Source organism: Acrocarpospora phusangensis, assembly GCF_016862995.1.
Lineage (GTDB): Bacteria > Actinomycetota > Actinomycetes > Streptosporangiales > Streptosporangiaceae > Acrocarpospora > Acrocarpospora phusangensis.
Map to the genome: position 1 here is coordinate 33,350 of NZ_BOOA01000016.1, position 24,833 is coordinate 58,182.

The 24,833-nt window shown below is 70.8% G+C and carries 22 protein-coding genes and 2 riboswitches; of the genes, 16 read left to right on the top strand and 6 right to left on the bottom strand.

Features of this window, described 5'->3' with window-relative positions; all coding sequences use genetic code 11:
- The 7 genes from Aph01nite_RS12090 to Aph01nite_RS12120 are packed head-to-tail and all read left to right on the top strand — an operon-like array spanning nucleotide 1 to nucleotide 5,701.
- Entirely contained in the window at nucleotides 1–1,461 is a 1,461-nt protein-coding gene (locus tag Aph01nite_RS12090) for a flavin-containing monooxygenase (RefSeq protein ID WP_204040921.1), read from the top strand.
- A 4-nt stretch (nucleotides 1,462–1,465) separates the two neighbouring features.
- Entirely contained in the window at nucleotides 1,466–2,263 is a 798-nt protein-coding gene (locus Aph01nite_RS12095) for an N-acyl homoserine lactonase family protein (RefSeq protein WP_204040922.1), read from the top strand.
- A gap of 22 nt (nucleotides 2,264–2,285) precedes the next feature.
- Complete coding sequence (locus Aph01nite_RS12100; protein WP_204040923.1) at nucleotides 2,286–3,134, top strand: SDR family NAD(P)-dependent oxidoreductase; 849 nt, start codon at nucleotides 2,286–2,288, stop codon at nucleotides 3,132–3,134.
- A complete protein-coding gene (locus Aph01nite_RS12105) occupies nucleotides 3,131–4,030 on the top strand; it encodes an NAD(P)-dependent oxidoreductase (RefSeq protein ID WP_204040924.1) in 900 nt (299 codons plus the stop codon). Before Aph01nite_RS12100 ends, Aph01nite_RS12105 begins: the two co-directional genes overlap by 4 nt.
- A 2-nt stretch (nucleotides 4,031–4,032) precedes the next feature.
- Entirely contained in the window at nucleotides 4,033–4,437 is a 405-nt protein-coding gene (locus Aph01nite_RS12110) for a cupin domain-containing protein (protein WP_204040925.1), read from the top strand.
- The gene (locus tag Aph01nite_RS12115; protein ID WP_204040926.1) at nucleotides 4,434–4,829 is read left to right on the top strand and encodes a carboxymuconolactone decarboxylase family protein; all 396 of its coding nucleotides are present in this window, start codon (nucleotides 4,434–4,436) and stop codon (nucleotides 4,827–4,829) included. The genes Aph01nite_RS12110 and Aph01nite_RS12115 overlap by 4 nt, the downstream gene beginning before the upstream one ends.
- The gene (locus Aph01nite_RS12120) at nucleotides 4,826–5,701 is read left to right on the top strand and encodes an NAD(P)-dependent oxidoreductase (RefSeq protein ID WP_204040927.1); all 876 of its coding nucleotides are present in this window, start codon (nucleotides 4,826–4,828) and stop codon (nucleotides 5,699–5,701) included. The genes Aph01nite_RS12115 and Aph01nite_RS12120 overlap by 4 nt, the downstream gene beginning before the upstream one ends.
- A 51-nt stretch (nucleotides 5,702–5,752) precedes the next feature.
- Here the strand turns inward: Aph01nite_RS12120 and Aph01nite_RS42440 are convergent, their stop codons facing one another.
- The 4 genes from Aph01nite_RS42440 to Aph01nite_RS12140 form a co-directional block, all read right to left on the bottom strand.
- Nucleotides 5,753–6,775, bottom strand: a complete 1,023-nt coding sequence (locus Aph01nite_RS42440) for a lytic polysaccharide monooxygenase auxiliary activity family 9 protein (protein WP_307836772.1) — start codon at nucleotides 6,773–6,775, stop codon at nucleotides 5,753–5,755.
- A 233-nt stretch (nucleotides 6,776–7,008) separates the two neighbouring features.
- The gene (locus tag Aph01nite_RS12130; RefSeq protein WP_204040929.1) at nucleotides 7,009–10,344 is read right to left on the bottom strand and encodes a TIR domain-containing protein; all 3,336 of its coding nucleotides are present in this window, start codon (nucleotides 10,342–10,344) and stop codon (nucleotides 7,009–7,011) included.
- Nucleotides 10,345–10,357: 13 nt separating this feature from the next.
- Entirely contained in the window at nucleotides 10,358–11,506 is a 1,149-nt protein-coding gene (locus tag Aph01nite_RS12135) for a DUF4231 domain-containing protein (RefSeq protein ID WP_204040930.1), read from the bottom strand.
- 302 nt (nucleotides 11,507–11,808) lie between these two features.
- Nucleotides 11,809–13,704, bottom strand: coding sequence for a pectate lyase-like domain-containing protein (locus tag Aph01nite_RS12140; RefSeq protein WP_239161611.1), 1,896 nt, complete (start codon nucleotides 13,702–13,704; stop codon nucleotides 11,809–11,811).
- 202 nt (nucleotides 13,705–13,906) lie between these two features.
- Between Aph01nite_RS12140 and Aph01nite_RS12145 the strand changes: the two genes are divergently transcribed.
- Complete coding sequence (locus tag Aph01nite_RS12145) at nucleotides 13,907–14,830, top strand: alpha/beta hydrolase (RefSeq protein ID WP_204040931.1); 924 nt, start codon at nucleotides 13,907–13,909, stop codon at nucleotides 14,828–14,830.
- Between the two features lie 11 nt (nucleotides 14,831–14,841).
- Here the strand turns inward: Aph01nite_RS12145 and Aph01nite_RS12150 are convergent, their stop codons facing one another.
- Together Aph01nite_RS12150 and Aph01nite_RS12155 are read right to left on the bottom strand one after the other, a co-directional pair.
- Nucleotides 14,842–16,023 (bottom strand): acyl-CoA dehydrogenase family protein, encoded by a 1,182-nt coding sequence (locus Aph01nite_RS12150; protein ID WP_204040932.1) that lies wholly within the window; start codon nucleotides 16,021–16,023, stop codon nucleotides 14,842–14,844.
- Between the two features lie 27 nt (nucleotides 16,024–16,050).
- Nucleotides 16,051–16,650, bottom strand: coding sequence for a class I SAM-dependent methyltransferase (locus Aph01nite_RS12155; RefSeq protein WP_204040933.1), 600 nt, complete (start codon nucleotides 16,648–16,650; stop codon nucleotides 16,051–16,053).
- A 141-nt stretch (nucleotides 16,651–16,791) separates the two neighbouring features.
- Between Aph01nite_RS12155 and Aph01nite_RS12160 the strand changes: the two genes are divergently transcribed.
- From Aph01nite_RS12160 to Aph01nite_RS12195, 8 genes are all read left to right on the top strand, one after another.
- Entirely contained in the window at nucleotides 16,792–17,994 is a 1,203-nt protein-coding gene (locus tag Aph01nite_RS12160) for a sensor histidine kinase (RefSeq protein WP_204040934.1), read from the top strand.
- Nucleotides 17,991–18,653 carry a response regulator gene (locus tag Aph01nite_RS12165; RefSeq protein WP_204040935.1) on the top strand — a complete coding sequence of 221 codons (663 nt, stop codon included), beginning with the start codon at nucleotides 17,991–17,993 and terminating at the stop codon, nucleotides 18,651–18,653. Before Aph01nite_RS12160 ends, Aph01nite_RS12165 begins: the two co-directional genes overlap by 4 nt.
- A gap of 85 nt (nucleotides 18,654–18,738) precedes the next feature.
- Entirely contained in the window at nucleotides 18,739–19,311 is a 573-nt protein-coding gene (gene clsA, locus Aph01nite_RS12170) for a cardiolipin synthase ClsA (protein WP_204040936.1), read from the top strand.
- A gap of 41 nt (nucleotides 19,312–19,352) precedes the next feature.
- Complete coding sequence (locus Aph01nite_RS12175; protein ID WP_204040937.1) at nucleotides 19,353–21,860, top strand: mannose-1-phosphate guanyltransferase; 2,508 nt, start codon at nucleotides 19,353–19,355, stop codon at nucleotides 21,858–21,860.
- A gap of 199 nt (nucleotides 21,861–22,059) precedes the next feature.
- On the top strand, nucleotides 22,060–22,566 hold the full coding sequence (locus Aph01nite_RS12180) for an FHA domain-containing protein (protein WP_155350791.1): 507 nt from the start codon (nucleotides 22,060–22,062) through the stop codon (nucleotides 22,564–22,566).
- Nucleotides 22,567–22,621: 55 nt separating this feature from the next.
- Complete coding sequence (gene ftsR / locus Aph01nite_RS12185; protein ID WP_239161612.1) at nucleotides 22,622–23,248, top strand: transcriptional regulator FtsR; 627 nt, start codon at nucleotides 22,622–22,624, stop codon at nucleotides 23,246–23,248.
- A gap of 72 nt (nucleotides 23,249–23,320) precedes the next feature.
- Nucleotides 23,321–23,791 carry a bifunctional nuclease family protein gene (locus Aph01nite_RS12190; protein WP_204040939.1) on the top strand — a complete coding sequence of 157 codons (471 nt, stop codon included), beginning with the start codon at nucleotides 23,321–23,323 and terminating at the stop codon, nucleotides 23,789–23,791.
- 146 nt (nucleotides 23,792–23,937) lie between these two features.
- On the top strand, nucleotides 23,938–24,555 hold the full coding sequence (locus tag Aph01nite_RS12195; protein ID WP_239161613.1) for a MerR family transcriptional regulator: 618 nt from the start codon (nucleotides 23,938–23,940) through the stop codon (nucleotides 24,553–24,555).
- Between the two features lie 41 nt (nucleotides 24,556–24,596).
- Nucleotides 24,597–24,695: riboswitch (glycine riboswitch) on the top strand.
- Nucleotides 24,696–24,804, top strand: a riboswitch (glycine riboswitch).
- Nucleotides 24,805–24,833: the final 29 nt, after the last annotated feature.

Sequence of the window (24,833 nt, forward strand, 5' to 3'; positions counted from 1 at the left end):
ATGCCCGGGAACCAGTCAGCGACCGTCGCGATCATCGGCGGCGGCTTCGGCGGCATCGCCGCGGCGGTCAAACTGCTCAAGGCCGGAATCGGCGACTTCACCGTCTTCGAGCGGTCGCCCGGCCCAGGCGGCACCTGGTGGGACAACCGCTACCCCGGCTGCGAGGTGGACATCCCCTCCCACGCCTACTCCTTCTCCTTCGCCCCGCGCGACTGGCCGCGCACCCACGCCACCCAGCCGGAGCTGCGCGACTACGCCGAGTCCGTGATCGACCAGTACGGGCTGCGGGACCGTTTCCGCTTCGGCGTCGGGGTGGAGTCGGTCACCTGGGACGAGGCGGCCGGGTCCTACCTGGTGCGTACCAGCGACGGCGAGGAGCGGCCGTACCGGTTCGTCATCAGCGCCGTCGGGCTGCTGAGCGTGCCGCGCTACCCCGACTGGCCGGGGCTGGACGAGTTCGAGGGCGTCAGCTTCCACACCTCCCGGTGGGACGAGGAGGCGGACCTGACCGGCAAGCGGGTCGCCATTGTCGGCACCGGCTCGACCGCGGTGCAGATCGTGCCGGCCATCGCCCCGGACGCCGGACGGCTCCAGGTCTTCCAGCGCGAGCCCGGCTGGGTGGAGCCCAAGGGCGAGCGGGCGTTCACCCCGGCGGAACGCGCCCGCTTCCGGCGTTTCCCGGCACTGCGCCGGCTCTACCGGCTCATGCTGTTCTTCCGGTCCGGCCGCCGCTTCAAGGCGTACGACCTGGGCGGGCGGGACCAGGGCCGGATGCGTGAGCTGTGCCTGCGCTACATCGCCGGCGCGATCCACGACCCCGTGGTGCGTGACGCGGTGACGCCGTCCTACCCGTGGGGCTGCAAACGCCCGATCTACGCCAGCGGCTTCTATCCCGCCCTCAACCGGGACAACGTCGAACTGGTCCCGCAGGCGATCAAGGAGGTCACGCCCAAGGGGGTCGTCGACGCCCGCGGCGTCGAGCACGAGGCGGACGTCCTCATCCTGAGCACCGGCTTCCAGCCGACCCGCTTCCTGTCCCAGTTCACCCTGACCGGACGGCACGGCACCGACATCCAGGACTTCTGGGGCGACCGCCCGCGCGCCTTCCTCGGCGCCACCGTGCCCGGCTTCCCCAACTTCTTCATCCTGTACGGCCCGAACACCAACGGCGGCTTCTCCATCATCGCCCAGCTCGAACGGCAGGCCGAGGTGGCGGTGCGGGCCATCCGGAAGGTGCTGCGCACGGGCGCCACGCTGGTCGACACCCGGCCGGCCGCGCTGGAACGCCACGTGCGCTGGCTGGACAGCCAGCTGGACAAGCACGCGTCGGCGATGAACTCCGGCTGCAACAACTACTACCACTCGTCCTCGGGCGCGAACGTCACCCAGTGGCCCCGCACCCACTTCGTCTACTACCTGCTGTGCCGGACCCTGCCCCGGTCGGCCCTGATCTACCGGTGATGCCATGAGTTACGAGGTGAGTTACGAGGTGCTCGCCGTCCGCTACGCGACTCGCGAGGCGCGGGCGAGCGAGATGTACGCCCTCCACCCGATGTACGGAGAACCCGACCGCGGCGTCCGCATGGACTACTACTTCTGGCTGGTACGCGGCGGCGGCCGGACCATCATGGTGGACACCGGCTTCGCCCCCGAGGTCGGCGACCGCCGCGGCCGGGTCACGCTGTGCGCCCTGCCAGACGCGCTCGCCCGGCTCGGCGTCGCCGCCGAGGACGTGGACACCGTGGTCGTCACCCACGCCCACTACGACCACGCCGGCCAGGTCGGCCTGCTCCCGCGCGCCGAGATCGTCATCAGCGACCGGGAACTGACCTTCTGGACCGGCCGGTACGGCCGCCGCCCCCAGTTCGCGCACGCCACCGAGCCCGCCGACATCGACGCGCTGCGCCGGCTCGACGCCGAGGGCCGGGTCACCCGGATCCGCGACCGGCACCCGGTGGCCCCCGGCGTCGAACTGGCCGAGGTCGGCGGCCACACCCCCGGTCAGCTCGTCGTGCTGGTGGACGGCGAGGACGGGCCGGTGCTGCTCGCCTCCGACGCCGTGCACTACTACGAGGAGCTCGACCTGGACCGGCCGTTCGCGGTCTTCGCCGACCTGACGGGCATGTACCGGGGCTTCGACACCGTGCGGGAGCTGGCCGCCGGCTCGGGCGGAGCCGTGGTCGCGGGGCACGATCCCGCCGTACTGACCCGGTTCACGTCCTGGGACGCGGGCGATCCCGGCTTCGCCGTACGGGTGGGCTGACATGAGAATCGAGGAGCGAGGCTTGAGCGGGAGATTCGAGGGCGCGGTCGCCGTGGTGACCGGCGCGGGGTCCGGTATCGGCGCGGCCACGGCGAGACGGCTGTCCCGGGAGGGCGCGTCGGTGGTCGTCGTGGACATCACCGAGGAGGCCGCCCGGCAGGTGGCGGCGGAGCTGCCCGGGCCCGCGCTGGCGGTGCGGGCCGACGTGTCGCGGGAGGACGACACCGAGGCGTACCTGGCCGCGGCCGCGGACCGGTTCGGCCGGGTCGACCTGCACCATCTGAACGCGGGCGTGGTCGGCACCTTCGACCGGCTGCCCGACATCGCCATCGAGGACTTCGACCGGGTCGTCGCGGTCAACCTGCGCGGCGTCTTCCTCGGCGTGCGCGGCGCCTTCCGCAGGTACGCGGCGCAGGGCGGCGGCGGCGCCATCGTCATCACCGCCTCCATCGCCAGCCTGCGCGGCAGCCACGACCTGCTGCCGTACGAGTCGTCCAAGCACGGCGTGCTCGGCGTCATGCGCGGCGCCGCCATGTACGGCGGGCCCCAGGGCGTACGGGTGAACGCCGTCGCGCCCGGCCTCGTGCCGACCGGCCTGTTCGCGGGTTCCGGCGCGGTCGGCGGCGCGGGCGACGACCTGCACCGGCGCGGCACCACCGTTCCGCAGCGGCGCACCGGCACCCCCGACGAGGTCGCCGCCGCGGTCGCGTACCTGCTCAGCGACGACGCGTCGTACGTGAACGGCGAGGTGCTCTCCGTGGACGGCGGCTCCGCCTGGGTGAACACCGTACGGCCCGGCGGCGGCGCGGGCGCCTGGGATCCGGGCCCCGTCGACGCGGCGGCCCGCGTGATCGAGGAGAAGGCCCGATGACCAGGATCGGCTTCATCGGCCTCGGGAACATGGGCGGCCGGATCGCCCGCCGCCTCGTCGACGCGGGCCACCCCGTCCTCGGGTACGACCCGGCGGCGGGCGCGGCGGAACGGGCCGGCGCGACGCCCGCCGCAAGCGTCGCCGAGGTCGCCCGCGAGAGCGACCAGATCCTGCTCTCGCTGCCCGACAGCCGCGCCGTGGAGGCCGTCGTGCTCGGCCCGGACGGCGTGCTCGCCCACGCCGGGCCCGGCCAGATCGTCGTGGACCTCAGCACCGCGGCCCCCGACTCGACCCGGCGGATCGCCGCCGCCCTGGCCGCCCGCGACGCCGCCTACCTGGACGCGGGCGTCTCCGGCGGAGCGGCCGCCGCCGAGCGCGGCACGCTGACCCTCATGGTGGGCGGCGAGGAACACGCCCTGGAGCGGGTGCGCCCCACGCTGGCCCCGTTCGCCGCGAAGGTCTTCCCCATGGGGCCGTCCGGCGCCGGCCACTCGGCCAAGCTGCTGAACAACTTCCTCAACGCGGTCAGCCTGGCCGCCACCAGCGAGGTCATGGTCGCGGCACGCAAGGCCGGCCTGGACCTGCGCACGCTCCTGGACGTGCTCAACTCCTCCAGCGGCGCCAACTGGGCCACCGCCAACCGCTTCCCGCACATCGTCGAGGGCGACTACCTGGAGGGCGGCCTCACCTCCGCCCTGATGACCAAGGACGTGGTCCTCTACGTCGACCACCTGCGCGGCCTCGGCGTACCGGCGCTGAACGCGGCCGGCCCGCTCGCCAGCTTCGGCCTCGCCGCCAACCTCGGGTACGCGAACCAGATCAGCAACCGCGTCGTGGACGCGATCGGCGACATCGCCGGCGGCGTCCGCCTGCACGAACCACCGAAGGAGAGCTGACCATGAGAATCGTGCGCGGCCACGCCGAGGGCACCGCGTCCGCCCTCAAGTCGGACACCTTCGCCGGCACGGTCTGGGCCGACTCGGTCCTGCCCACGACCGACGGCACCACCATCAACGTCGTGACGTTCACCCCCGGCGCGCGTACCCACTGGCACGAGCACACCAACGGCCAGATCCTCCAGGTGCTCGCCGGCCAGGGCTGGGTGTGCGCGGAAGGCGGCACACCCCACCCGCTGCTGCCCGGCGACACCGTCTGGGTCCCGCCGGGCGAACGCCACTGGCACGGCGCCACCGAGACCACCCTCATGACCCACACCGCCATCTCCATCGGCCCTACCCGCTGGTACGGAGAGGTCGACGACGCGGACTACGCAGCCGCCCACACCACCGAGGAACCACGATGAACCCCGAACGTTTCGAAGCCGGCCTGGAGATGCGCAAGAAGGTCCTCGGCGCGGAGCACGTCGAACGCTCCCTCGCCGCGGTGAGCGACTTCAGCCGCCCGGTCCAGGAGCTGGTCACCGAGTACTGCTGGGGCGAGATCTGGACCCGGGAGGGCCTGGAGCCGCGCGTCCGCAGCATGCTCAACCTGGCCATGCTCACCGCGCTCAACCGGGGCCACGAGTTCGCCGTGCACGTGCGCGGCGCGGTCGCCAACGGCGTCACCGAGGCGGAGATCCAGGAGGTCCTGCTCCAGGCCGCCGTCTACGTCGGCGCGCCCGCCGCCCTGGAGTCCTTCCGCATCGCGGAGCGCACCCTGAACGAGCTGCGCGAACAGGGAGTGGCGGTCAAGTGACGGCCGCCCTCACCACGGTCGGATTCGTGGGGCTGGGCAACATGGGCCTGCCCATGGCCTCCCGCCTGGCCGCCGCCGGCTACCGCGTCCGCGCGTACGACATCGCCGTGACGTCCGCCCCCGGCATCGACGTCAGACCGGACGTGACGGAGGTCGCCGAGGACGCCGGCGCGGTGGTCCTGATGCTCCCCGACTCCGACGCCGTCGAGTCCGTCCTGTACGGCGCGGGCCTGCTCGCCGCCCTCGCGCCCGGCACCATCGTGATCGACATGGGCTCCTCGCAGCCGCTGCGCACCCGCGACCTGGCGGCGCGCGCCGCCGAACGGAACGTGCGCCTGGTCGACGCGCCCGTCTCCGGCGGCGTCAAAGGCGCGGCCGACGGCACCCTCACCGTCATGGCCGGCGGCGAACCCGGCGACGTCGCCCGGGTGCGCCCGATCCTGGAGACGCTGGGCGGCCGGGTGCTCCGGCTGGGCCCCGCCGGCTCCGGGCACGCGCTGAAGGCGCTCAACAACCTGATGTCCGCCACCCACCTGCTCATCACGGCGGAGGCGCTGCTGGCCGGCGAGCGTTTCGGCCTCGAACCCGAGACCATGCTGGCGGCCGTGAACGGGTCGAGCGGCCGCAGCGGCTCCACCGAGAACAAGTGGCCGAACTTCGTGCTGCCCGGCACCTTCGACTCGGGCTTCGCGCTCCGGCTCATGCTCAAGGACATGCGCATCGCGGTGGAACTCGTCGAGGCCACCGGCGTCCCGCCCCGGCTCGGCGGCGCGGCCGTCGCGCTCTGGGCGGACGCGGCCGACCACCTGCCTCCGGCGGCCGACCACACCGAGATCGTCCGCCGCGTACGCCGGCCCGACGACCGCTCATGACCGTCCGCGCCCGCCCGCCCCGACGGCCGGCGGGCGCGGATGACCAGTTGATCAGGCGGTACGGCAGGTCAACGCCGGCGTGGCCCCGGGCGTACCGGTCCCGAGGAACCCGAACGTCGTCGCGGCCGCCGCGCCGAGCGAGCCGTTGTACGACACGTTCCGCGCCGTCACCGCGGACCCGCTACTCGTCACCGTCGCACTCCACACGGAGCTGACGGCCTCCCCGCCGGTGTACGTCCAGTTCACCGTCCACCCGGAGATCGCCGCCGACCCGGCGACCACGCGGACGTCGGCCTGGAACCCGCCGTTCCACGAGTTCACGATCCGGTACGTGGCCGAGCATCCCTGCCCGGGGTTGGGCGTCGGAGTGGGCGTCGGGGACGGGGTCGGGGTCGGAGTAGGCGTGGGGGTTGGCGTCGGCGTCGGGGTCGGCGTCGGGGTGGGTGTGGGGGAGGGGTTCGAGCCCGTGAAGTTCACGTCGCTGCAGAAGTAGTACGACTGGTCGGAGTGGCTGGCCTGCCAGATCGTGAACACGATGTGATGGCCGGACCGGTTCGGCGCGTTCACCTGCACTGGGGTCACGGCCCCGGTGGCGACCCGCCCCGTCTGCCCGACCAGCTCCAGGTCACTCCAGCGCAACCGCTGGGTCTTCGGATTGAAGCCCTGTCTCGTCGCGTACACGCGGATGTAGTCCGCGCCGTGAATGGCCTGGTCGAGCAGGTTCAGCGTGAACCGGGCGGGTTTGTCGACCGTCTTCCACGCCCCGGGGACGTCCATCGACGAGTACCGCCCGTCCCAGGTGTTGCCGCCGCTGCAGAGCGTCCCGTCGGGCACGGCCGCCTGGTGGTTGCCGCCGACGCCGTCGCGGTACAGCCCGTTCCAGTTCCACATGGCCTGCGCGTCGTCCTGCCAGGCCTGCCAGCACATGGGGTCCAGCGTGGCCATCTGCGGATTCTGGAAGTCGCTGCCCCAGCGCTGCCAGCAGCCGTAGTTCCGGGTCGGCGGGTCGCTCACCGACCCGTGCGCCGACGCGGGCGAGACCAGCGCGGTTGCGAGCAGCAGCAGAGCGCCCACAGCCGCGAGCAGACTTCGGAGCAATGTGCGGGGGAGCGTATGCACGTTTTCCTCCTCAGGTTCAGGTGCATCCGGCCGCTCACGATCCCCCACCCGCAAGTCACGAACAACGATGAACCCCACCCCAACCCAAGCGAACTGGACCATTAAGACCAACAGACTGAAACGTTCACATTTCCCACACGCAAGATTCGTCGGATCTCTCCGGGGCGGTTGGTCATCCCGCTACGGTGCTACTCCCCGGCCGGGTCGCGTCGTAGCCATCGGGCCAGCGCCTGACAGCGCAGTTCGGAGGTGCAGTGCAGCGGAGTGAACGGCTCGCGCCCGACACCGTCGAGGAGGGCGTCAACCGGTAGCCACCGCACGTCCCTGGCTTCCCAGTCGTCCTTCGCCCGCGACCGCCAGTGCTCGTGGATCTGGGCTCCGGTCAGGTCGGGGAGCAGCAGGACGACCACTCCGAGGTTGAGCAGGTCGATCTGCATGAGCGTCGTCAGGGGGATGGCCTGCCGTTCCTCCACCTCGCAGCCGAACTCCTCGCGGAATCCGCGACGGGCGGCGTGAAGGAACGGGTTCTCCTCGCGGGAGAAATCCCGCTCGTTGAGCTGCTCCTCGAAACTGGCCGACCAGTGCAGCGGCGAGTATCCGACCTTGTCGCTGCGCTGGGCGAGAACGACCTGGCGGTCGGATGTCAGGATCACCGCGTGGACGACGGCGACTCCGGGCAGCACGTCCTCGCCGAAGGGCAGGGGGAGCAGCCACGACCCGTCCGGCCTGTGGCTGATCCACGCAGGGTCCTGCTGCACCGCCCTGTGGAACCGGTTCGACGCGCTCCAGGTCGTGGGCACCAGAGACGCCTCGACCGCGCCGCCCCCGCGTAACGCGGCGAAGCGGTACTTCGTCTCCAGATCAGGACCGGTGGGGATGTGCCCGAGCGCGGCGAGCCTGTCCTGCACGAACGACGACACACCCGGGCCGTCCGACACGTCGACGCTCAGGTGGACCTGGCCGCCGTCCGGAGCCGTCGCCTCCAGGGCGCCGGGCGTGACGATCCACTGCGGTGTGGCGGTGGCCAGCTCGACCAGGTCCGCGGCGACCCGCTCCGACCCTCTCTCCAGGGCGGTCTTCGCCGCGTACAGGAGCGAGAACCGGAACGCCTGCCGTGCCTCATGATCGTGGATCCGGTCGAACTGCCGCTTCAGCGCGTCCAGACTCGCCTCGCGGATCTCGGTGGGCAGCACGTCGCGGAGCAGCTGGTCGAGCAGCGCGTCACGGGCCATGGGATCATCGAAGCATCCCAGTGCCCCGGCCGCAGGGATACGGACGTAGACATGTTCGTGCAGGAGCGATCCGATCAAAGCGCGGCAGATCGCCGGGCTGAAGGATCGCCTGCCGATCGTCGCCTGATCATGCACATAGGTGGCGTACTCCCGGACGACGTCCCAGTCGGAGTACGACCCGCGGTCGTCGTCGATGCGCAGGCCATAGATGATCTCCTCCTCGTCGCGTACGGGTTCGGCCCGTCCGTCCAGGCGGGCGAGCGCGTGGTACGCACGGCGACGCGTCACCGGGTCCACGTCCTCGTCGGCCGCGATGCGCTCCAGAAGGCCGAGCAGCTCGGGAGTCTTCTCCAGCCGGGCGAGCCCCTGCGCCAGGTAGCGAAGGCACTCGAGATCGTCACGGGTCTCCAGCGTCCTGGTGCCGAACGTGACGAGAATCCTCTCCACCTCGGCGGTGTTGTAGCGCGCCAGCGCTTCGATGAAACGCCCCTTCAGGTCCCAGCGATGCAGGCAGCGTTCGAGGACCGGCACCACGTGCGGGGAGTCCCGGGGGTCACCCGTGGTCAGCGCCAGAAACGCCGAGGCCACGCTGCTGGCGGCCTCCTGGGTGAGCGTCACGCCCAGTTCGCTGCCTCGTCCGCCGGAACCGTCCGGGCGGAGCGAGGCCACCCGTTCGCCGCGCAACGCCTCCACGACCAGCGGCAGAACGGTGGACACCTGCTCGCGCAGCACGTACGTGACCGCCCAGGCCTGCGCCATCCTGGTGTCGCCGAAGCGCTTCTCATCGAGGACGCGGAGGAACTCGTCGAACAGCGCCCGCCGCAGGGCGTCGTCGCCGAGCCGGATCAGCATCGACAGAACCGCCCAGCCGCACTCGTGCTCGCAGCGCCGGCAGAGCTCACGCGCGGTGCCGTCACGGTCGGGGCCGCGCCGGACCACGTCGGCCATGGAGAAGCAGTCCAGGAGGTCATGGGCGAGGCGGATCGTCCGGACTCGCCCGGACGAAAGCCGCTCCACCAGGAGCCGGTCGCGTTTCAGCCCGTTCACCGCCTCCCGCAGCTGCGCCGGGCCGAGACGGGATGCGTTCGCGATCGTCGTCAGCGGGATCTCGTAGGTGAGGTTCCTGATCTGTTCGAGCGCCAGGACCCGCAACAGCGCCTGCTTGCGGCTGCCGCTCGAGTCGGGGATGCCGCCGCCCTCGTCCTGGATGTCGGCGAACAGGCGGTGGAAGAAGTCGACGTCGGTGTCCGGGATGGTCCGCCACCGAGCCGCGCGGCTGATCGCCAGATCGAGGAAGAGCGGGGTGCGCATCAGGGAGTTGTCACGCGCCGACGGCAGATGGCTGACCACTCGTTCCACGTCCAGTTCCGTGACGGTCACCACCTCGGTGGCGACGTGCCCGGCGTACGTGGACTCCCACACGTCGTCGCGGCAGGTGACGATCAGGCCCCCGGCGGAGTCCAGGAAGGCCAGCAGTTCGACCGTCGCGGTCCGCTTCGGATCCTGAGCCAGTTGCACCTGGTCGAGCCCGTCGACGATGAACAGGACACGGCGGCCGTAGTGCTCGGCGAGCGTCCGGAGCCGCTGGCGCAGGACCTCGCTGTTGTCGCTCACCAGGTTGGCGGCCAGCCGGTCGAGACCTTCCTCGACTTCGTCGGAGTGGAGGAGAACACAGGAGAGGTCCTGGTCGTGCTGGGCGTACTGGACGTGGTGTGCCGCGATGACCGTCTTGCCGGATCCCGCAGGCCCGATGATCGCCGTCGGCCCCGAATCGTTGACGTACCCGCGCCAGGAGTCCGCCCAGAACGAGGGATGACGGATGTTCCTCGCCGCCCACGCCGTCGCCTCCGCATGACGCTCCCGGAGCCGCTCGTGGGTCCGGTGCGTCAACGCGCGCCGGAGGCGGCTGGTCAGCCCGGGTATGTCGGAACACGAGTCCCCCGACCGCGGGCTCTTGATGTACTGGCGGCGCCCGTCGCCGAGGAGCACCTTGCTGGCGTCCCTGTCGAACTCCAGGGGAATGATCGGAATACCGCGTTCCGTGGCCTCGCGCACCTCGGCCCGGATGAACTCCGGGTCTTCGGTGGCCTCCTTCGTCGCCACCAGGAGGAGCACCTTGACCTCGCTGATGGCGTCGCGCAGATGGGCCAGCCACTCGACACCGCCGGGAATGTCCTCGCGGTCGACGAACACCGCGCTGTGGTAGCCCAGGTCCTGCCGGAGCACCGCGACGACCTCGTCACAGATGCCGGGAGCTTTCCGGCTGTAGCTCACGAAGATCTCGTAAGACACAGGTCTCCTCGACTCAGACGGTGGCCTCGAACTCCGGCCTGTTCACGAGCATCACCCAGCGCATCAGCTCCTGGGTGAGCGTCGTCTCGACATGGATGGCCACCGCCCGGAACCGCAGTCCCGGGCCCGCCTCGTTGATGAGTCGCCGCAAGGCGTTCTCGTGGCGGAGCAACTCGTCCCGGGTCTGGGTGTAGGAGATCGCGAGCCGCTGACTGCCGTACAGACCTTGGATCGCCAGCGCGGCGCTGCACAGGGGAGGCATCGTCGCGGAGGTCAGCGCGAGCAGCGCCGTCCCGATGGACGGTGTGCCCGGCTGCGCCACGGTGGTCAGGACGGTCGCGTACACCGCCGCCGCGATCACGGCGACGAGCACGGCGATCTTGCCGAGCATGTTCAGCACCTTTTCGACGCGCGCGCACTTGCCGATCGCCAGGCGGAAGAACAGCACCTGCCTGCGGATCCGATAGTGCAGGTACGTCTGCATCCGCTCGTTGTCGTCGGGCAGGTCCGGGGGCTTCGTCGCCCAAAGTTCGTCTATCCAGAGCCGGTCGCCCCGAATGTCGTCACGGTTGGCCGGCGCGGCGAAGCGTTCGAGTTCGGACACGCCGGCCTGGAAAAGCGTCCCGACACGGGCGTCCCGTACGGCTGTGGCATCGCCGTCGTCCAGCCCGAGGTAAGGGCCGGTCCGCGCCAGCAGCAGATAGTGCTCGCGCCGGAAGAGTTCGGCTTTCATCCGGCTGGCCACCCACCCGTGTGTCGGCCGCCGATTACTCCATACCGTCGCGACCAATATCAGCAGCAACAGGGTCTGCGCCACCGCCAGTCCGATAGCGGCCGGGCCGCCTGTGCTGAAAAATATCGCTTGAAGAGCGAGAAACAGCACGGCCAGTACGGGGATGACGGCCACTCTAATCCCGGACGCGCGGTAGCGCCCTTGATAGTCAACGGTGTCACCAATTGCCCGCTTCGTCTGGTCGGACTTCGCCTGGATTCCCGCATACGTGGTCGGTTCCCGTACGGAGGAGGGAATTACGAGGTCCCTGCGTGCGGCGTCATCCGCGCGGCGCCTTCGGCGGTGTAAGTGCTCCCGGAATAGCGGGTAAAGGACGTGGAGCGTCAGCAGTATCCAGAGTGCGATCAGGATCGGCAGTATGATCACCACGAAAGTGATCCTCGAGATAGCGGCCCCCGCGATCACCGCGACAAGTAGCCCGGACACGCCGGCCAGAGACCAGATCAAGAATCTTGACGGCATTCGGCCTCCGGAATAGTTGGGGCACTATGCACAATCAAGGCAGCGCGGATCGCCTGTCAACCGATTGGCGGAAATGAAAAGAGCGGTTTGAATCGCGAAGAGCCGCTGGGCAGGACGCCCAGCGGCTCTATGTCACGCCTCGGGTATTTCTCTGATTCATTGAAGTCCCGATGGGCCGGGTCGGAGACGTCGGCCCACCGGGGTGGGAATTACGGAGCCGGATAGTCCGTGATGTAGATCGGGGCGCCGATCTTGGTTGTGTCGGCCGCGTCGCCTATGCCGTTGACCACGTGGTCGATGATTCCGGCGCTGAGGTTGACGGTCATGATGTGGTGCAGCTTCACGCCGGGGGTGGCCGGGACCTCGAAGCCGTTCTCGGTGTGGATCGACGGGTTGTTCTGGTTGAAGACGTAGACGCCGCCGCCGTAGAGGTTGTGCCTCTTCACGTGGTTGCCGACCTTGTAGCCGGCGTAGCCCTCGACGGTGCCGTTCATCCAGTCGGCCTGGGTCGGCGGGTCGTACGGCAGTTCGTTCTGGTAGAGGATCGTGGTGCCGTCCTCGCCGTTCCAGACGGTGTTGTAGCGCTGGAAGTGCTCGACGAACAGGCCGGTCGCGGTCACGCGGTCGCCGTTGATGATCGCGCCGGTGCGGCCGGTGTTGGTGTTCCAGCGCTGGGTGTCGGTGAAGCCCTCGACGCCGTGGTCGGCGCGCCACACCCAGGTGTGGTCGATGAGCACGTTGTCGCTGTTGACCTCGAGCGCGGTCTCGGTCTTGCCGATGTGCGGCCCGCCGACGCGGAAGTACACGTCGGAGAGGGTCGTCGGGTTGTTGGAACCGTGGCCCTTGTCATGGCCGTGGCCGTGGCCGTGCCGCTGCTTGCCCACCTTGAGCAGGACGGGCGACTTCTTGAGACCCGCGTCGATGGTGACGCCGGCGACGACGACGCCGGGCACGTCGGCCACCTCGAGCGGGGTCGAGCCGTTGACCGCGGTGAGCGTGGCGTGCCCGATGCCGAGCACGACCGTGTTCGCGCGCTTGACCTCGATGCTGCGGGCGATGTCGTACACGCCGGGGGTGAGCAGGAGGTTCTTGCCGCGGGCGAGCTGGTTGTTGATGGTCTGCACCGAGTCCGACGGCTTCGCCACGAAGAACTCGTGGATCGGCAGCGTACGGCCCGGGGTCAGGCCGTCGGCCCAGGTGATGCCGCGGGTGCCCCTGCGGGCCTCGGGCACGCGGACGTTGTACCTGCCCTGCGCGTCGACGTACAGGAAGGGCTTCTCCCGGCTGAGGGGAGTGGTCTCCAGGGTGGTGTACGGCGGGCTCGGGAACGCCGAGTCGTCCGGCGCGCCGACGACGCCCGCGAAGACCTGGTTCCAGACGGCGTTTGACCAGCCGGCGACCTCGCTGTTGCGGGTCAGCCACTGCTGCTGCGATCCGTTCGTGACGGACGGCAGCCTGGAGTCGGCGATGAAGCCGCCGCTGGCGTACTGCGGGCCGGCGGTGCAGTAGTCCATCAGCGACAGGTTGCCGCCGCTGATGTTGAGGCGGCGCAGCGACACCGCCTGGGAGACGGCCCAGAAGTTGGCCGACGCGCGGCAGCCGTCCTGGCCGAGCGCGTTGACGTTGATCGACAGGTTGGACAGGGTGCGCCAGAAGTTGACGAGGGCGAGGCAGTTGCCGGTCCCGTTGTCCGCCAGGCAGCGGTTGTAGACCTCCACCTTGCCGTTGATGACGACGTCGGCGGGGGAGGCGCCGAGGCCGGAGACCTCGGTGTAGTAGCCGACCTTGATCTGGAGCGGCTGCTCGGCGGTGCCGTACGTGCCGGGCTTGAAGAGGTACGCGTGGCGCGTGGTGCCCATCTCGTTGTTGACCTGGGCCGCGTGCGCCGCGTCGAGGGTCGCCTGGATCGTGCTGACGGGCATGCTCGGATCGAAGACGGTGACGTTCGGCCCGAGGTCGGGGGAGCCGTGGCGGCCTCCCGACGCGGCGGTGGCGGTGCCCGCCGTCATGACGGCGGTCGTCAGCACGACGCCTAACGTGAACGCCCGGCGCAACCGCGGGCGCCGCCTCGTGACACTCCCGTCGCCGGGAGTCTGGCTCGTCATACAGTTCGTCCTTTCCGCCGTGTGCACGGCGTTGAACACGGATCGTGAGAGCGCTCTCTCGTGACCTGGTAAAACTTGGTTCAAGGATTGAAGTATTGTCAGACGTTTCTACCGCGTTAACTGGCCGCCGCACAAGAGCCGACCGGCGCCGCCGCCGTGTGGCTTGGTGGAAGATCGGTTGGTTTGGGTTACTGTGCCGCTTATGGCATTGAATCCCCAGGCTGCCGCGTATCTGAAGCTGTTCCCCGCCGACATGAGCGCCGATCTGGCGACGATCACCGATGACGAGATCCGGCAGCTGCGCACGATGGACGCGATGGCGGCGCAGCGGGGCGCGCCCGCGCCCATGGCGGCCGTGCGCGACGACGAGGAGACCGGGGTCCCCGTCCGGATCTACCGCCCGGCCGGGGACGCCGGGCCGTCGCCGGTGGCGGTCTACTACCACGGCGGCGGCTGGGTGTACGGCAGTGTCGAGCGCAACGACCCCCTCGCCCGGGACCTGGCGGCGCGGACCGGGGCCGTGGTCGTCTCCGTGGACTACCGGCTGGCCCCCGAGCACCGGTTCCCCGCGGCGGCGGACGACGCCTGGACGGTCCTGGCCGACGTGTTCGAGCGGCCGGAACGCTACGGCGCGGACCCGTCGAGGGTCGCGGTCGTGGGGGACAGCGCGGGCGGGAACCTGGCGGCCGTGGTGGCCTGGCAGGCCAGGGACGCCGGCTACCGGCTGGCCCACCAGCTGCTCGTCTACCCGGTCGTGGACGTCGCCATGGACACCCCCAGCTACCGCGCGTACGCCTCCGGCTTCGGCCTCGGCGCCGATGAGATGGCCTGGTTCGTCAAGAAGTACGCCGGCGGAGCGGACCCGTCCGACCCGAGACTGGCGCCGCTGAGGCTGGCGGACATGTCCGGCCTGGCCCCGGCGACCGTGATCACCGCGGAGTGCGACCCCCTCTGCGACGAGGGAGCCGCCTACGCGGACGCGCTGCGCGGCGCGGGCGTGCCGGTCGGCTACCGCTGCTACGAGGGCAGCCTGCACGGCTTCTACGGCCTGCCCGGCTTCTTCGACCAGGCCGGCGAGGCCCGCGACTACGCCGCCGCCCGCCTCCGCGAGGCCTTCACCGGCTGACCGGGGCCGCGTCAGAAGCTGCGGGGCAGGCCCAGCACCTGGGTGGCGACGAAGTTGAGGAGGAGTTCCTCGGTGACGGGCGCGACCTTGCCGATGCGGGCCTCGGTGAGGAGGCGGGCGACCGGGTACTCCAGCGAGTACGCCATGCCGCCGTGGGTCTGGAAGGCCGCGTCGGCCGCCTCCCACGCCGCCTGGGAGGCCGTGAGCTTGCCGATGTTGGCCTCGGCGGCGCACGGCAGGCCCTGGTCGAACAGCCAGGCGGCCTTGTACAGCATGAGCCTGGCCAGCTCGATCTTGGCCTTCACCTGGGCCAGCGGGAACGCGATCGCCTGGTTGGCGCCGATCGGGCGGCCGAAGACCTCGCGCTCCTTGGCGTACGCGACGGCCAGCCGCAGCGCCACCTCGGCGCCGCCGATGGCGGAGGCGCCCAGGAGGATGCGCTCGGGGTTGAGGATGTCCCACAGGACGGCCGCGCCGCCGTGGACCTCGCCGAGGACGGAACTGGCGGGCACGCGCAGGTCGTCGAAGAAGACCATGTTGGACGGCGTGGTGTTGGCGCCCAGCTTCGGGATGGGGCGGTAACTCAGCTGGCCGGCGGCCACGGCGGCCGGCACGTCGACCAGGAAGACGGTCAGGCCGCTGGTGCGGGGCTTGGCCTCGGCGGCGGGAATGGTCCGCGTGACCAGGAGCATCCGGCCGGCCCGCTGCACCCCGGTGATCCAGATCTTCTGGCCGTTGATCACGAACTCGGAGCCGTCCGCGCGGGCGGAGGTGGCGATGGCCAGCGCGTTGGAGCCCGCGTCCGGTTCGGTCAGCGCGAAGCAGGTCTCCATCTCGCCGGTGGCCAGCTTGGGCAGCAGTTCCGCGCGCTGGGCGGGGCTGCCGTGCCGGGACAGGGTGAGGGCGCCGAAACCGGGCGTCAGCACGTACGTGAATGCGGAGCCCCCGGCCGAGCCGCCCGCCGCCAGCGTCTCGGTGGCCACGGCCAGTTCGAGCAGGCCCTGGCCGCCGCCGCCGTACTCCTCCGGGACGGCCAGGCCGAGCCAGCCGCCCTTGGCCAGCTCGGCCCAGACCTCCTCCGGCCAGCGCTTCTCGGCCTCGCACCGCTGCCAGTAGTCCATGTCGTAGTGCGCGCAGATGGCCGCGATCCCGGCCTGGACGGCTTGGGCGCTCTCCGGAAGCGTGAAGTCCATGGCGGGCAATACTAGAAGAAGGTTCGGTCAGACTCCAGTCCGGCGGGGGCGGCGGGCGTGATAGACGAACGCCGGGGGCAGGTTGCGCCACACCGTCCGGCCGAGCACGACCTCCTCGAAGTTGTCCACCAGGGCCTTCCTGATCCGCACCGCCGGGGGCAGCCGCCGCGCGTGCACGTACGCGAACATGGTGAAAGCGGCCTCCGGCTTCATGGCCGTCAGCACGCCGTCCAGCAGGGCCCGCTGGGTGCCCGCCCCGAAGGCCGCCCACGGCAGCCCGCTGATGATCACGTCGGCCTGCCCGGCGTGCCGGGCGTCCAGCAGCTCGGGGAGCTTGGTGGCGTCGTCCACGATCACCTCCACTCCCGGGTGGCTGCGGGACAGATGACCGGCCAGGGAGGGATTGATCTCCACCGCCAGGTGCCGGCCCCGCCCGCCGAGCCGGCGCTGGATCTCGGCGGTGAACGAGCCCGTCCCGGGACCCAGCTCCACCACCACCGGGTCGCCGTCCTCGGGGATCGGGACGGTGATCGCGGCGGCCAGCCGCCGCGAGCTGGGGGCGATGGCGCCGATCGACGCGGGAGAGCGCATGAACTGCCCGAAGAAGAGCGCTGGTTCGTTAGCCATGGCCGCACGTTAAAGGGTGCGGGGCACCGGCGGAAACATGCGAGCGGCCACACTGACCGGCCACTTGAAGGACCCAGGTCCTCCCCAGGGCGTAGCGCGGCGGGAAACCACGGCACTGACCGGGGCCGATACCGTTCTGTCATGCGCTGGCGTGGTTTTGCCCCGGATCTACTTCTGGCCGGGGAGGAGCGGGCTCCGCTGCTGGACGCTCTGCTGGCCGGCCTCGGGGTCGCCTTCGCCGTGCTGGGCACCTGGACGAGCTGGCCGGACGCGCGCGTGCAGGAGTGGGCGATCGGGCTGCTCGCGGTCCTGTCCGGGCTGGCGCTCGGCGTGGTCCGCTGGCGGCCGGGCGCGGTCCTGCTGCTGGAGAGCGCCGCCCTGCTGCTCGCCGCCGCAGTCGCGCCCGAGACCGCCGCCAGCCTGCAGGTGCTGCTCTTCATCGCGCTCGGCGTCTACGCCAGCCACGTCACCTGGCGCAGGCTGCTCGCCGGGTACGCGCTCTGCTGCCTGATCACCGCCGTCACCGCGATGGGCGCCGGCTCGCCGGTGACGTACTGGTGGCTGCCCGTGCTCGGCACCATGGTCGCCGCCCCGGCCGCCATCGGCGCCTTCTTCCGGGTACGGCGCACCGCCGCCAGGCGCGAGGTCGAGTTGGCCGAGGAGCGCGCCCGCTCCGACCGCCTGGCCGAGCGGGAGCGCATCGCCCGCGAGGTCCACGACATCGTCGCCCACCACGTCGGCGCCATGGTCCTGCGCGCCGGCGCGGCCGAGTACGCGGGCGCCGGCGGCCCCGCGGCCGAAGCCCTGGCCGACATCCGCGCCACCGGCCACCAGGTCCTGGAGGACCTGCGCGGCCTGCTGACCGTGCTGCGCGCCCCCGGCGCGGAACTCCCGGTCGGCGACCCGGAGGACGTGATGCGCGACGCCGCCGCCCGCGTGGCCGGGGCCGGCCTGGACGTGGCGCTGGAGATCGCCCCCGAGGTCGCCGTGGCCCCCCTGGTGGCCCGCGCCTCGGCCGCCAGGATCGTCCAGGAGGGACTCACCAACGTGCTCAAACACGCCGGGCCCGGCGCGCCCGCCCGGGTGCGGGTGGCGGTCACCGAACACGAGCTCACCGTGGAGGTGCGCAACGAGGCGGGCGGCGCGGCGAGCCCGCCGCGGCTGCCCTCCTCGGGGCAGGGCATCCCCGGCATGCGGGAACGCGCCCACGCCCTGGGCGGCCGGCTCACCGCGGGCCCGCTGCCCGACGGCGGCTGGCGGCTCGCGGCGGCCTTCGCGCTGCCCGAGGCGGGCCCCGGCTGGGACTGCGCGGTCACCCGCCTCGCCAAGGGCGGCCCCCGGTGATCAGGATCGTGGTGGCCGACGACCAGGCGCTGGTCCGGGCCGGGGTGCGGATGATGCTGGAGGCGGCCGGGGGCATGACCGTGTGCGCCGAGGCGGCCGACGGGGCCCAGGCCGTACGGGAGGCGGAACGGCATCGGCCCGACGTGGTGCTGATGGACCTGCGCATGCCGCTGGTGGACGGCCTGGAGGCGACCAGGCGCATCCTGGCCGCGCGGCCGGGCACGGTGATCGTGGTGCTCACCACCTTCGCCGAGGACGAGAACGTGTACGCGGCGCTGCGCGCCGGGGCGACCGGCTTCCTGGTCAAGGACGACCCGCCGGACCGCATGGTCGAGGCCGTCCGGCGGGCCGCCCAGGGCGAGCCCCTGCTGGCCGCCTCGGTGCTGCGCCGGGTGATGGCCCGCGCCCTGGCCGCGGAGCGGGACAGCCCGCCGCTGCCCGACTCCCTCACCGAGCGCGAACTCCAGGTCCTCACCCTGGTCGGCATCGGCCTGTCCAACGGCGAGATCGGCGAACGCCTCCACCTGGGCGTCACCACCGTCAAGACCCACGTGGCCTCGGTCATGGAGAAGCTGGAGCTGCGCAACCGCACCCAGGCGGCCGTGGTGGCGCACCGGCTCGGCCTGGTGGACGCGGACTTCCGCCCGACCCGCCCGTGACACGGTTGTGACCCCGGTGTGACGTGTCGTTTAACGGGGGCGCACGGACGCCGGGGGCGCGCCGCGCGCATGTAGGGTCTGGTTCGTGGACACCGCCGAAGACCGGATTTGGACGATTCCGAATCTCCTGAGCTTCCTGCGCCTGCTCGGCGTGCCGGTGTTCCTCTGGCTCGTGCTGGGCCCGCAGGCCGACGGCTGGGCCATCGCCCTGCTGATGGTCGCCGGCTTCTCCGACTGGCTGGACGGCAAGCTGGCCAGGGCCTGGAACCAGACCAGCAGGCTCGGCCGGCTCATCGACCCGGCCGCCGACCGCCTCTACATCCTGGCCACCCTGCTCGGCCTGGTGCTGCGCGAGATCATCCCCTGGTGGCTGGTCGCCGTGGTCCTCGCCCGCGACCTGCTGCTGCTCTGCATGGTCCCGATCCTGCGCCGCCTCGGGTACGGCCCGGCCCTCCCCGTGCACTTCCTCGGCAAGGCGGCCACCGCCAACCTGATGTACGCCTTCCCGCTCCTGTTCCTGGCCTCCCACTCCGGGTGGTACGCGGAGATATGCGCGATATTCGGATGGGCCTTCGTCATCTGGGGTACGGGTCTGTACTGGTGGGCGGGAGTGCTGTACGTGGTGCAGGTGCGCAGGCTCGCACGTGCGTCCCGGTGAAGGTGGGATCGACGTGAGGGCCGTGACGTGAAGGCCGGGACGTGAAGGCCGTGGTGATGGCGGGCGGGGAGGGCACCCGCCTCCGCCCGATGACGGCCAACCAGCCCAAGCCCCTGCTGCCCGTGATCAACCGCCCGATCATGGAGCACGTGCTCCGCCTGCTCAAACGGCACGGCTTCACCGAGGTCGTGGTGACCGTGCAGTTCCTGGCCGCGCTGATCCGCAACTACTTCGGCGACGGCGACGAGCTGGGCATGAACCTGCACTACGCCACCGAGGAGACCCCGCTCGGCACGGCCGGCAGCGTCAAGAACGCCGCCGACCGGCTCCGCGAGGACCGCTTCCTGGTCATCTCCGGCGACGCCCTCACCGACATCGACCTGACCGACATGCTCAGGTTCCACCGCGAGAACCGCGCCCTGGTCACCATCGGCCTCAAACGGGTCCCCAACCCGCTCGAGTTCGGCATCATCATCGTCGACGAGCGGGGCCGCATCCAGCGCTTCCTGGAGAAGCCCACCTGGGGACAGGTCTTCTCGGACACGGTCAACACCGGCGTCTACGTGATGGAGCCCAGCGTCCTGGACGAGGTGGCCCCCGGCGAGTCGGTGGACTGGTCCGCGCACGTCTTCCCCCGCCTGCTGGCCCGCGGCGCCCGCCTGTTCGGGTACGTGGCGGACGGCTACTGGGAGGACGTCGGCACCCACGAGAGCTACCTCAAGGCCCAGGCCGACGTGCTGGAGGGCCGGGTCAAGGTCGACTTCGACGACGCCTTCGAGCTGTCGCCCGGCGTCTGGGTGGCCGAGGGCGCCTCCGTGGACGCCGACGCCGTGCTCAAGGGCCCGCTGTTCATCGGCGACTACGCCAAGGTCGAGGCCGGCGCGGAGCTGCGCGAGTACACGGTGCTCGGCAGCAACGCCGTGGTCAAGGAGGGCGCCTTCCTGCACCGGGCGGTCGTCCACGACAACGTGTACGTGGGCCCGGCCGCCCACCTGCGCGGCTGCGTGATCGGCAAGAACACCGACGTGATGACGGGCGCCAGGATCGAGGAGAACGCGGTCGTCGGCGACGAGTGTGTGATCGAGTCGGAGGCGTACGTGTCCTCCGGGGTGAAGATCTACCCGTTCAAGACGGTCGAGGCCGGCGCGGTGGTCAACACCAGCGTCATCTGGGAGTCCCGCGGCCAGCGCAGCCTGTTCGGCCAGCGCGGCGTCTCCGGCCTGGTCAACGTGGAGATCACCCCGGAGCTGTGCGTCCGCCTGGCCAGCGCGTACGCGACGACCCTGAGCAAAGGCGACACCGTGGTGACCTCCAGGGACGCCTCCCGGGCCGCCCGCGCCCTCAAACGGGCCGTGATCAGCGCGCTCAACTCCAGCGCCATCAACGTGGTGGACCTGGAGGCCGCCGCCATGCCGGTGGCCCGGTTCCACACCTCCCGGGAGAACGTGCGCGGCGGCATCGCCCTGCGCACCACCGCCGGGGACCCGCAGAGCGTGGACATCGTCTTCCTGGACGACACCGGCGCCGACCTGGCCCCGGCCGCCCAGCGCAAGCTGGAGCGGGTCTTCTCCCGCCAGGAGTACCGCAGGGCCTTCCCCGGCGAGATCGCCGAGCTCACCTTCCCGGCCCGCGCCGTGGACACCTACGCCCGCGAGCTGCTCCGCTGCGTGGACATGACCGGCGTCAAGGACGCCGAGATGAAGGTCGTGGTGGACTGCGCGGGCGGCACCTCCTCACTGGTGCTGCCGAGCCTGCTCGGCCGGGTCGGCGTCGGCGTGCTGACGGTCAACAACCGGCTGGACGACGCCTCGCCCACCGAGACCCTGGCCGAGCGCCGCCGCGACCTGCAGCGCCTGGCCGAGCTGGTGGGCTCCTCGCGGGCCGCCTTCGGGGTCAGGTTCGACCCGGTGGGGGAGCGGGTCTCGCTGGTCGACGAGATGGGCCAGCTGATCAGCGAGGAGCGCGCCCTGCTGGTGGTGCTGGACCTGGTCGCCGCCGAGCGCAGGGGCGGCCGGGTGGCGCTGCCGGTCACCACGACCCGGGTGGCCGAGATGGTGTGCCGCTTCCACGGCGTGCACGTGGACTGGACCGCCACCGGCATCGACGCCCTCACCACGGCCGCCGCCCACCCGGAGACGATCTTCGCCTGCGACGGCCGCGGCGGCTTCGTGGTGCCCGAGTTCGGCCCCACCGTGGACGGCCTGGCCGTCTTCCTGCGCCTGCTCGGCCTGGTCGCCAGGACCCGGCTCTCACTCAGCCAGATCGACGCCCGCATCCCCGAGGCCAAGCTGCTCCGGCGTACCGTGCCCACGCCGTGGGCGCACAAGGGCGCGGTCATGCGGTCGGTCGTGGAGGCCGCGGAGGGCCGCCGCCTGGACACCACGGACGGGGTCAGGGTCGTGGAGGAGGACGGCAGCTGGGCCATGGTGCTGCCGGACCCGGCCGAGGCGGTCACCCATCTGTGGGCGGAGGGCCACGACGTGGACACCGCGCAAACGCTGATCGAACGGTGGGCTCTGGTGGTCGAGCGGGCCGCCGGATCGGCTTGAAACGATAACCTGTATAACCTGAACGACCCGAACCCCCCTGGCGGATGATGATGGTGTGGCGGCATGGACCTTGGACCGTGCCTGACGGTAGCGTTGGGTAGTCAATGTCCAGCGTGCCTGCCTTGACCTTCGTGTCTGATCAGCGTAAGTTTCGGCATTCGCAGTTTTGAGCAAGTCGTGAGAGAGGCCGAGCCGTTCGATGCCCAGCGTCTACTGCACGCAGTGCGGTCACCCCAACCCCGAGGATGCCCGTTTCTGCTCTCGATGCGGTTCGCCGCTGAGCCCGCCCGCGCACCAGGTGGTGCCGGACACGACTTCGACGATCTCGCTCGAAGCCGTGGACGAGGCGACCGGCCAGACGCTGCTGCCGGATCGGTCCGCGGTCGAGCAGCTGCCGCCGGGCACGGCGCTGCTGGTCGTCATGCGCGGCCCGAACGCCGGCAGCCGGTTCCTGCTCGACAGCGACCTCACCACGGCGGGTCGCCACCCGGAGAGCGACATCTTCCTGGACGATGTGACCGTGTCCCGGCGGCACGCCGAGTTCTACCGGCGCGGCGGCCAGTTCACGGCCCGCGACGTGGGCAGCCTCAACGGCACCTACGTCAACCGGGAGCGCATCGAGGAGTTCCCGCTGGCGGGTGGCGACGAGGTGCAGATCGGTAAGTTCCGGTTGGTGTTCCTCACCCGCGGCCCCGGAGGGCCGTGACCGCTGGGTGAGAAGGGGGTGAGCCCATATGGCCGCTGAGGCGATCAGGGCGCATATGAGCATCGGGGAGGTGCTCGCCCTGCTACAGGGGGAGTTCCCCGAGATCACGATCTCCAAGATCCGGTTCCTGGAGGGCGAGGGGCTGATCGAGCCCCAGCGCAGCCCCTCCGGGTACCGCAAGTTCACCCATACCGACGTCGAGCGGCTGCGTTTCATCCTGACCGCCCAGCGCGACCAGTACCTGCCGCTGCGGGTGATCAAGGACCAGCTGGCCGACACGCCCGGCCCCCGCGCGGTCGGCGCCGAGCAGCCGCAGGTCCGGCTCACCCGCGAGGAGCTGCTGGCGGCCGCCGAGATCGACGAGGAGACCCTGGCCGAGCTGGAGAGCTACGGGCTCATCCCGGCCGGGGCGCGCCGCTACGACGCCGACGCGCTCGACGTGGCCCGCAGCGTCGGCGGGCTGGCCAGGTTCGGACTGCACGCCCGGCACCTGCGCTCGGTAAAAGCTGCGGCCGAGCGGGAGGCCGGGTTGCTGGAGCAGGCGGTGGCCCCCCTGCTGCGCCGCCGGGCGCCCGGAGCCCTAGACCACGCTGAGGAATCCGCGCGCGAGATCTCCGTGCTTCTGCTGCGTTTGCACGCCGCGCTCCTCAATGAGAGGGTTCGGGGCGTTCTCGGGCGCTGACACGCGTCCCGCTCTCGGGTGTTACGTTGAATGCCTGGTGATATATGCCGCATCCCGGAGAGTGAGTCGCCCGTGTTGCAGATGGAGGTCGTGGGGGTCCGCGTTGAGATGCCCTCGAACCAGCCGATCGTCCTCCTCAAGGAGGCGAACGGTGACAGGTACCTGCCGATCTGGATCGGCATGACCGAGGCAACCGCGATCGCGCTGGCTCAGGCCGAGGACCCGCCGCCACGGCCGCTCACCCATGATCTGTTCCGGGACGTGCTGGACGCGCTGGGGATCCAGTTGCGCACCGTGAACATCGTCGCGCTGCGTGACGGGATCTTCTTCGCCGACCTGGTGTTCTCCAACGGCGTAGAGGTCAGCGCCCGGCCCTCGGACTCGATCGCGCTGGCGCTCCGCACCCGCGCGTCGATCTTCGCCAGTGAGGACGTGGTCCGGGAGGCCGGGGTCAGCATGCCCGACGAGCAGGAGGACGAGGTGGAGAAGTTCCGCGAGTTCCTCGACAACATCACGCCGGAGGACTTCGGGCGTGCCGGTTGAGATCGGTCGATTTTTCGGCTTCACGACGCGCCGATCGCGGTCGTTGACTGAGGCTTGCGCCAGTCCTACCGTGCAAGGGAAACCACGGTTGTAGTTCAAGAACCCCCAGATCAGGCCGTGGGATGAGAGAAAGCCGGAGGTCCGCAGTGGCGGTCAGCAGCGGCGAGGGTAAGACGGCCGGGCATGATCCGGTTCAGCGCGAGTCGGCGCGGGAGCGCGCCGGCGAGCAGGGCCTGCTGTTCGACGAGCGGCCTGCGGCGGTTGCCGACGACATCGGCTACCGCGGCCCCACGGCGTGCTCGGCGGCCGGGATCACCTACCGCCAGCTCGACTACTGGGCGCGCACCGACCTGGTCCAGCCGACCATAAGGGCGGCGCAGGGCTCCGGCTCCCAGCGGCTCTACAGCTTCCGCGACATCCTCGTGCTCAAGGTCGTCAAACGCCTCCTGGACACCGGGGTGTCGCTCCAGCAGATCCGTACCGCCGTGCACCACCTGCGGGAACGCGGGGTCAACGACCTGGCTCAGATCACCCTGATGAGCGACGGGGTGAGCGTCTACGAGTGCACCTCGGCCGACGAGGTGATCGACCTGCTGCAGGGCGGGCAGGGCGTGTTCGGCATCGCGCTCGGGCGGGTCTGGCGCGAGGTCGAGGGATCGCTCGCGGAGCTGCCGGGGGAACGCGCGGAGGTCGGCCTCCCGCCTGAGGCCGACCACCCCTCCGACGAACTGGCCCAGCGCCGACGCGCCCGGAAGACCGGTTGAGAGCGTTCCGCCTGGGTAGCGGTATGGTTGTTAGCAGCTGACGACCTTGTGCGGGAGAGTCCCTTCCACTGCCAGTAGGAGGGGCGCCGAAGGAGCAAACCTCCCCGGAATCTCTCAGGCACCGGTACCGCACGGGCGAGGCGACTCTGGAAAGCGTGCCGTACAGCCAGGCGGCCGCACCGAAGGGGAAAGCCAGGCGCCTCATCAGGCACTGGTGAAGCTCTCAGGTCCGATGACAGAGGGGGAGACCGCAAGAGCGGCCGGCCGCGGCCGGGCGC

Coding starts and splice junctions, on each gene's coding strand:
- Aph01nite_RS12090 (WP_204040921.1), top strand. CDS start 1: ATGCCCGGGAACCAGTCAGCGACCGTCGCGATCATCGGCGGCGGCTTC.
- Aph01nite_RS12095 (WP_204040922.1), top strand. CDS start 1,466: ATGAGTTACGAGGTGAGTTACGAGGTGCTCGCCGTCCGCTACGCGACT.
- Aph01nite_RS12105 (WP_204040924.1), top strand. CDS start 3,131: ATGACCAGGATCGGCTTCATCGGCCTCGGGAACATGGGCGGCCGGATC.
- Aph01nite_RS12110 (WP_204040925.1), top strand. CDS start 4,033: ATGAGAATCGTGCGCGGCCACGCCGAGGGCACCGCGTCCGCCCTCAAG.
- Aph01nite_RS12115 (WP_204040926.1), top strand. CDS start 4,434: ATGAACCCCGAACGTTTCGAAGCCGGCCTGGAGATGCGCAAGAAGGTC.
- Aph01nite_RS12140 (WP_239161611.1), bottom strand. CDS start 13,704: ATGACGAGCCAGACTCCCGGCGACGGGAGTGTCACGAGGCGGCGCCCG.
- Aph01nite_RS12145 (WP_204040931.1), top strand. CDS start 13,907: ATGGCATTGAATCCCCAGGCTGCCGCGTATCTGAAGCTGTTCCCCGCC.
- Aph01nite_RS12150 (WP_204040932.1), bottom strand. CDS start 16,023: ATGGACTTCACGCTTCCGGAGAGCGCCCAAGCCGTCCAGGCCGGGATC.
- Aph01nite_RS12155 (WP_204040933.1), bottom strand. CDS start 16,650: ATGGCTAACGAACCAGCGCTCTTCTTCGGGCAGTTCATGCGCTCTCCC.
- Aph01nite_RS12160 (WP_204040934.1), top strand. CDS start 16,792: ATGCGCTGGCGTGGTTTTGCCCCGGATCTACTTCTGGCCGGGGAGGAG.
- Aph01nite_RS12180 (WP_155350791.1), top strand. CDS start 22,060: ATGCCCAGCGTCTACTGCACGCAGTGCGGTCACCCCAACCCCGAGGAT.
- ftsR (WP_239161612.1), top strand. CDS start 22,622: ATGAGCATCGGGGAGGTGCTCGCCCTGCTACAGGGGGAGTTCCCCGAG.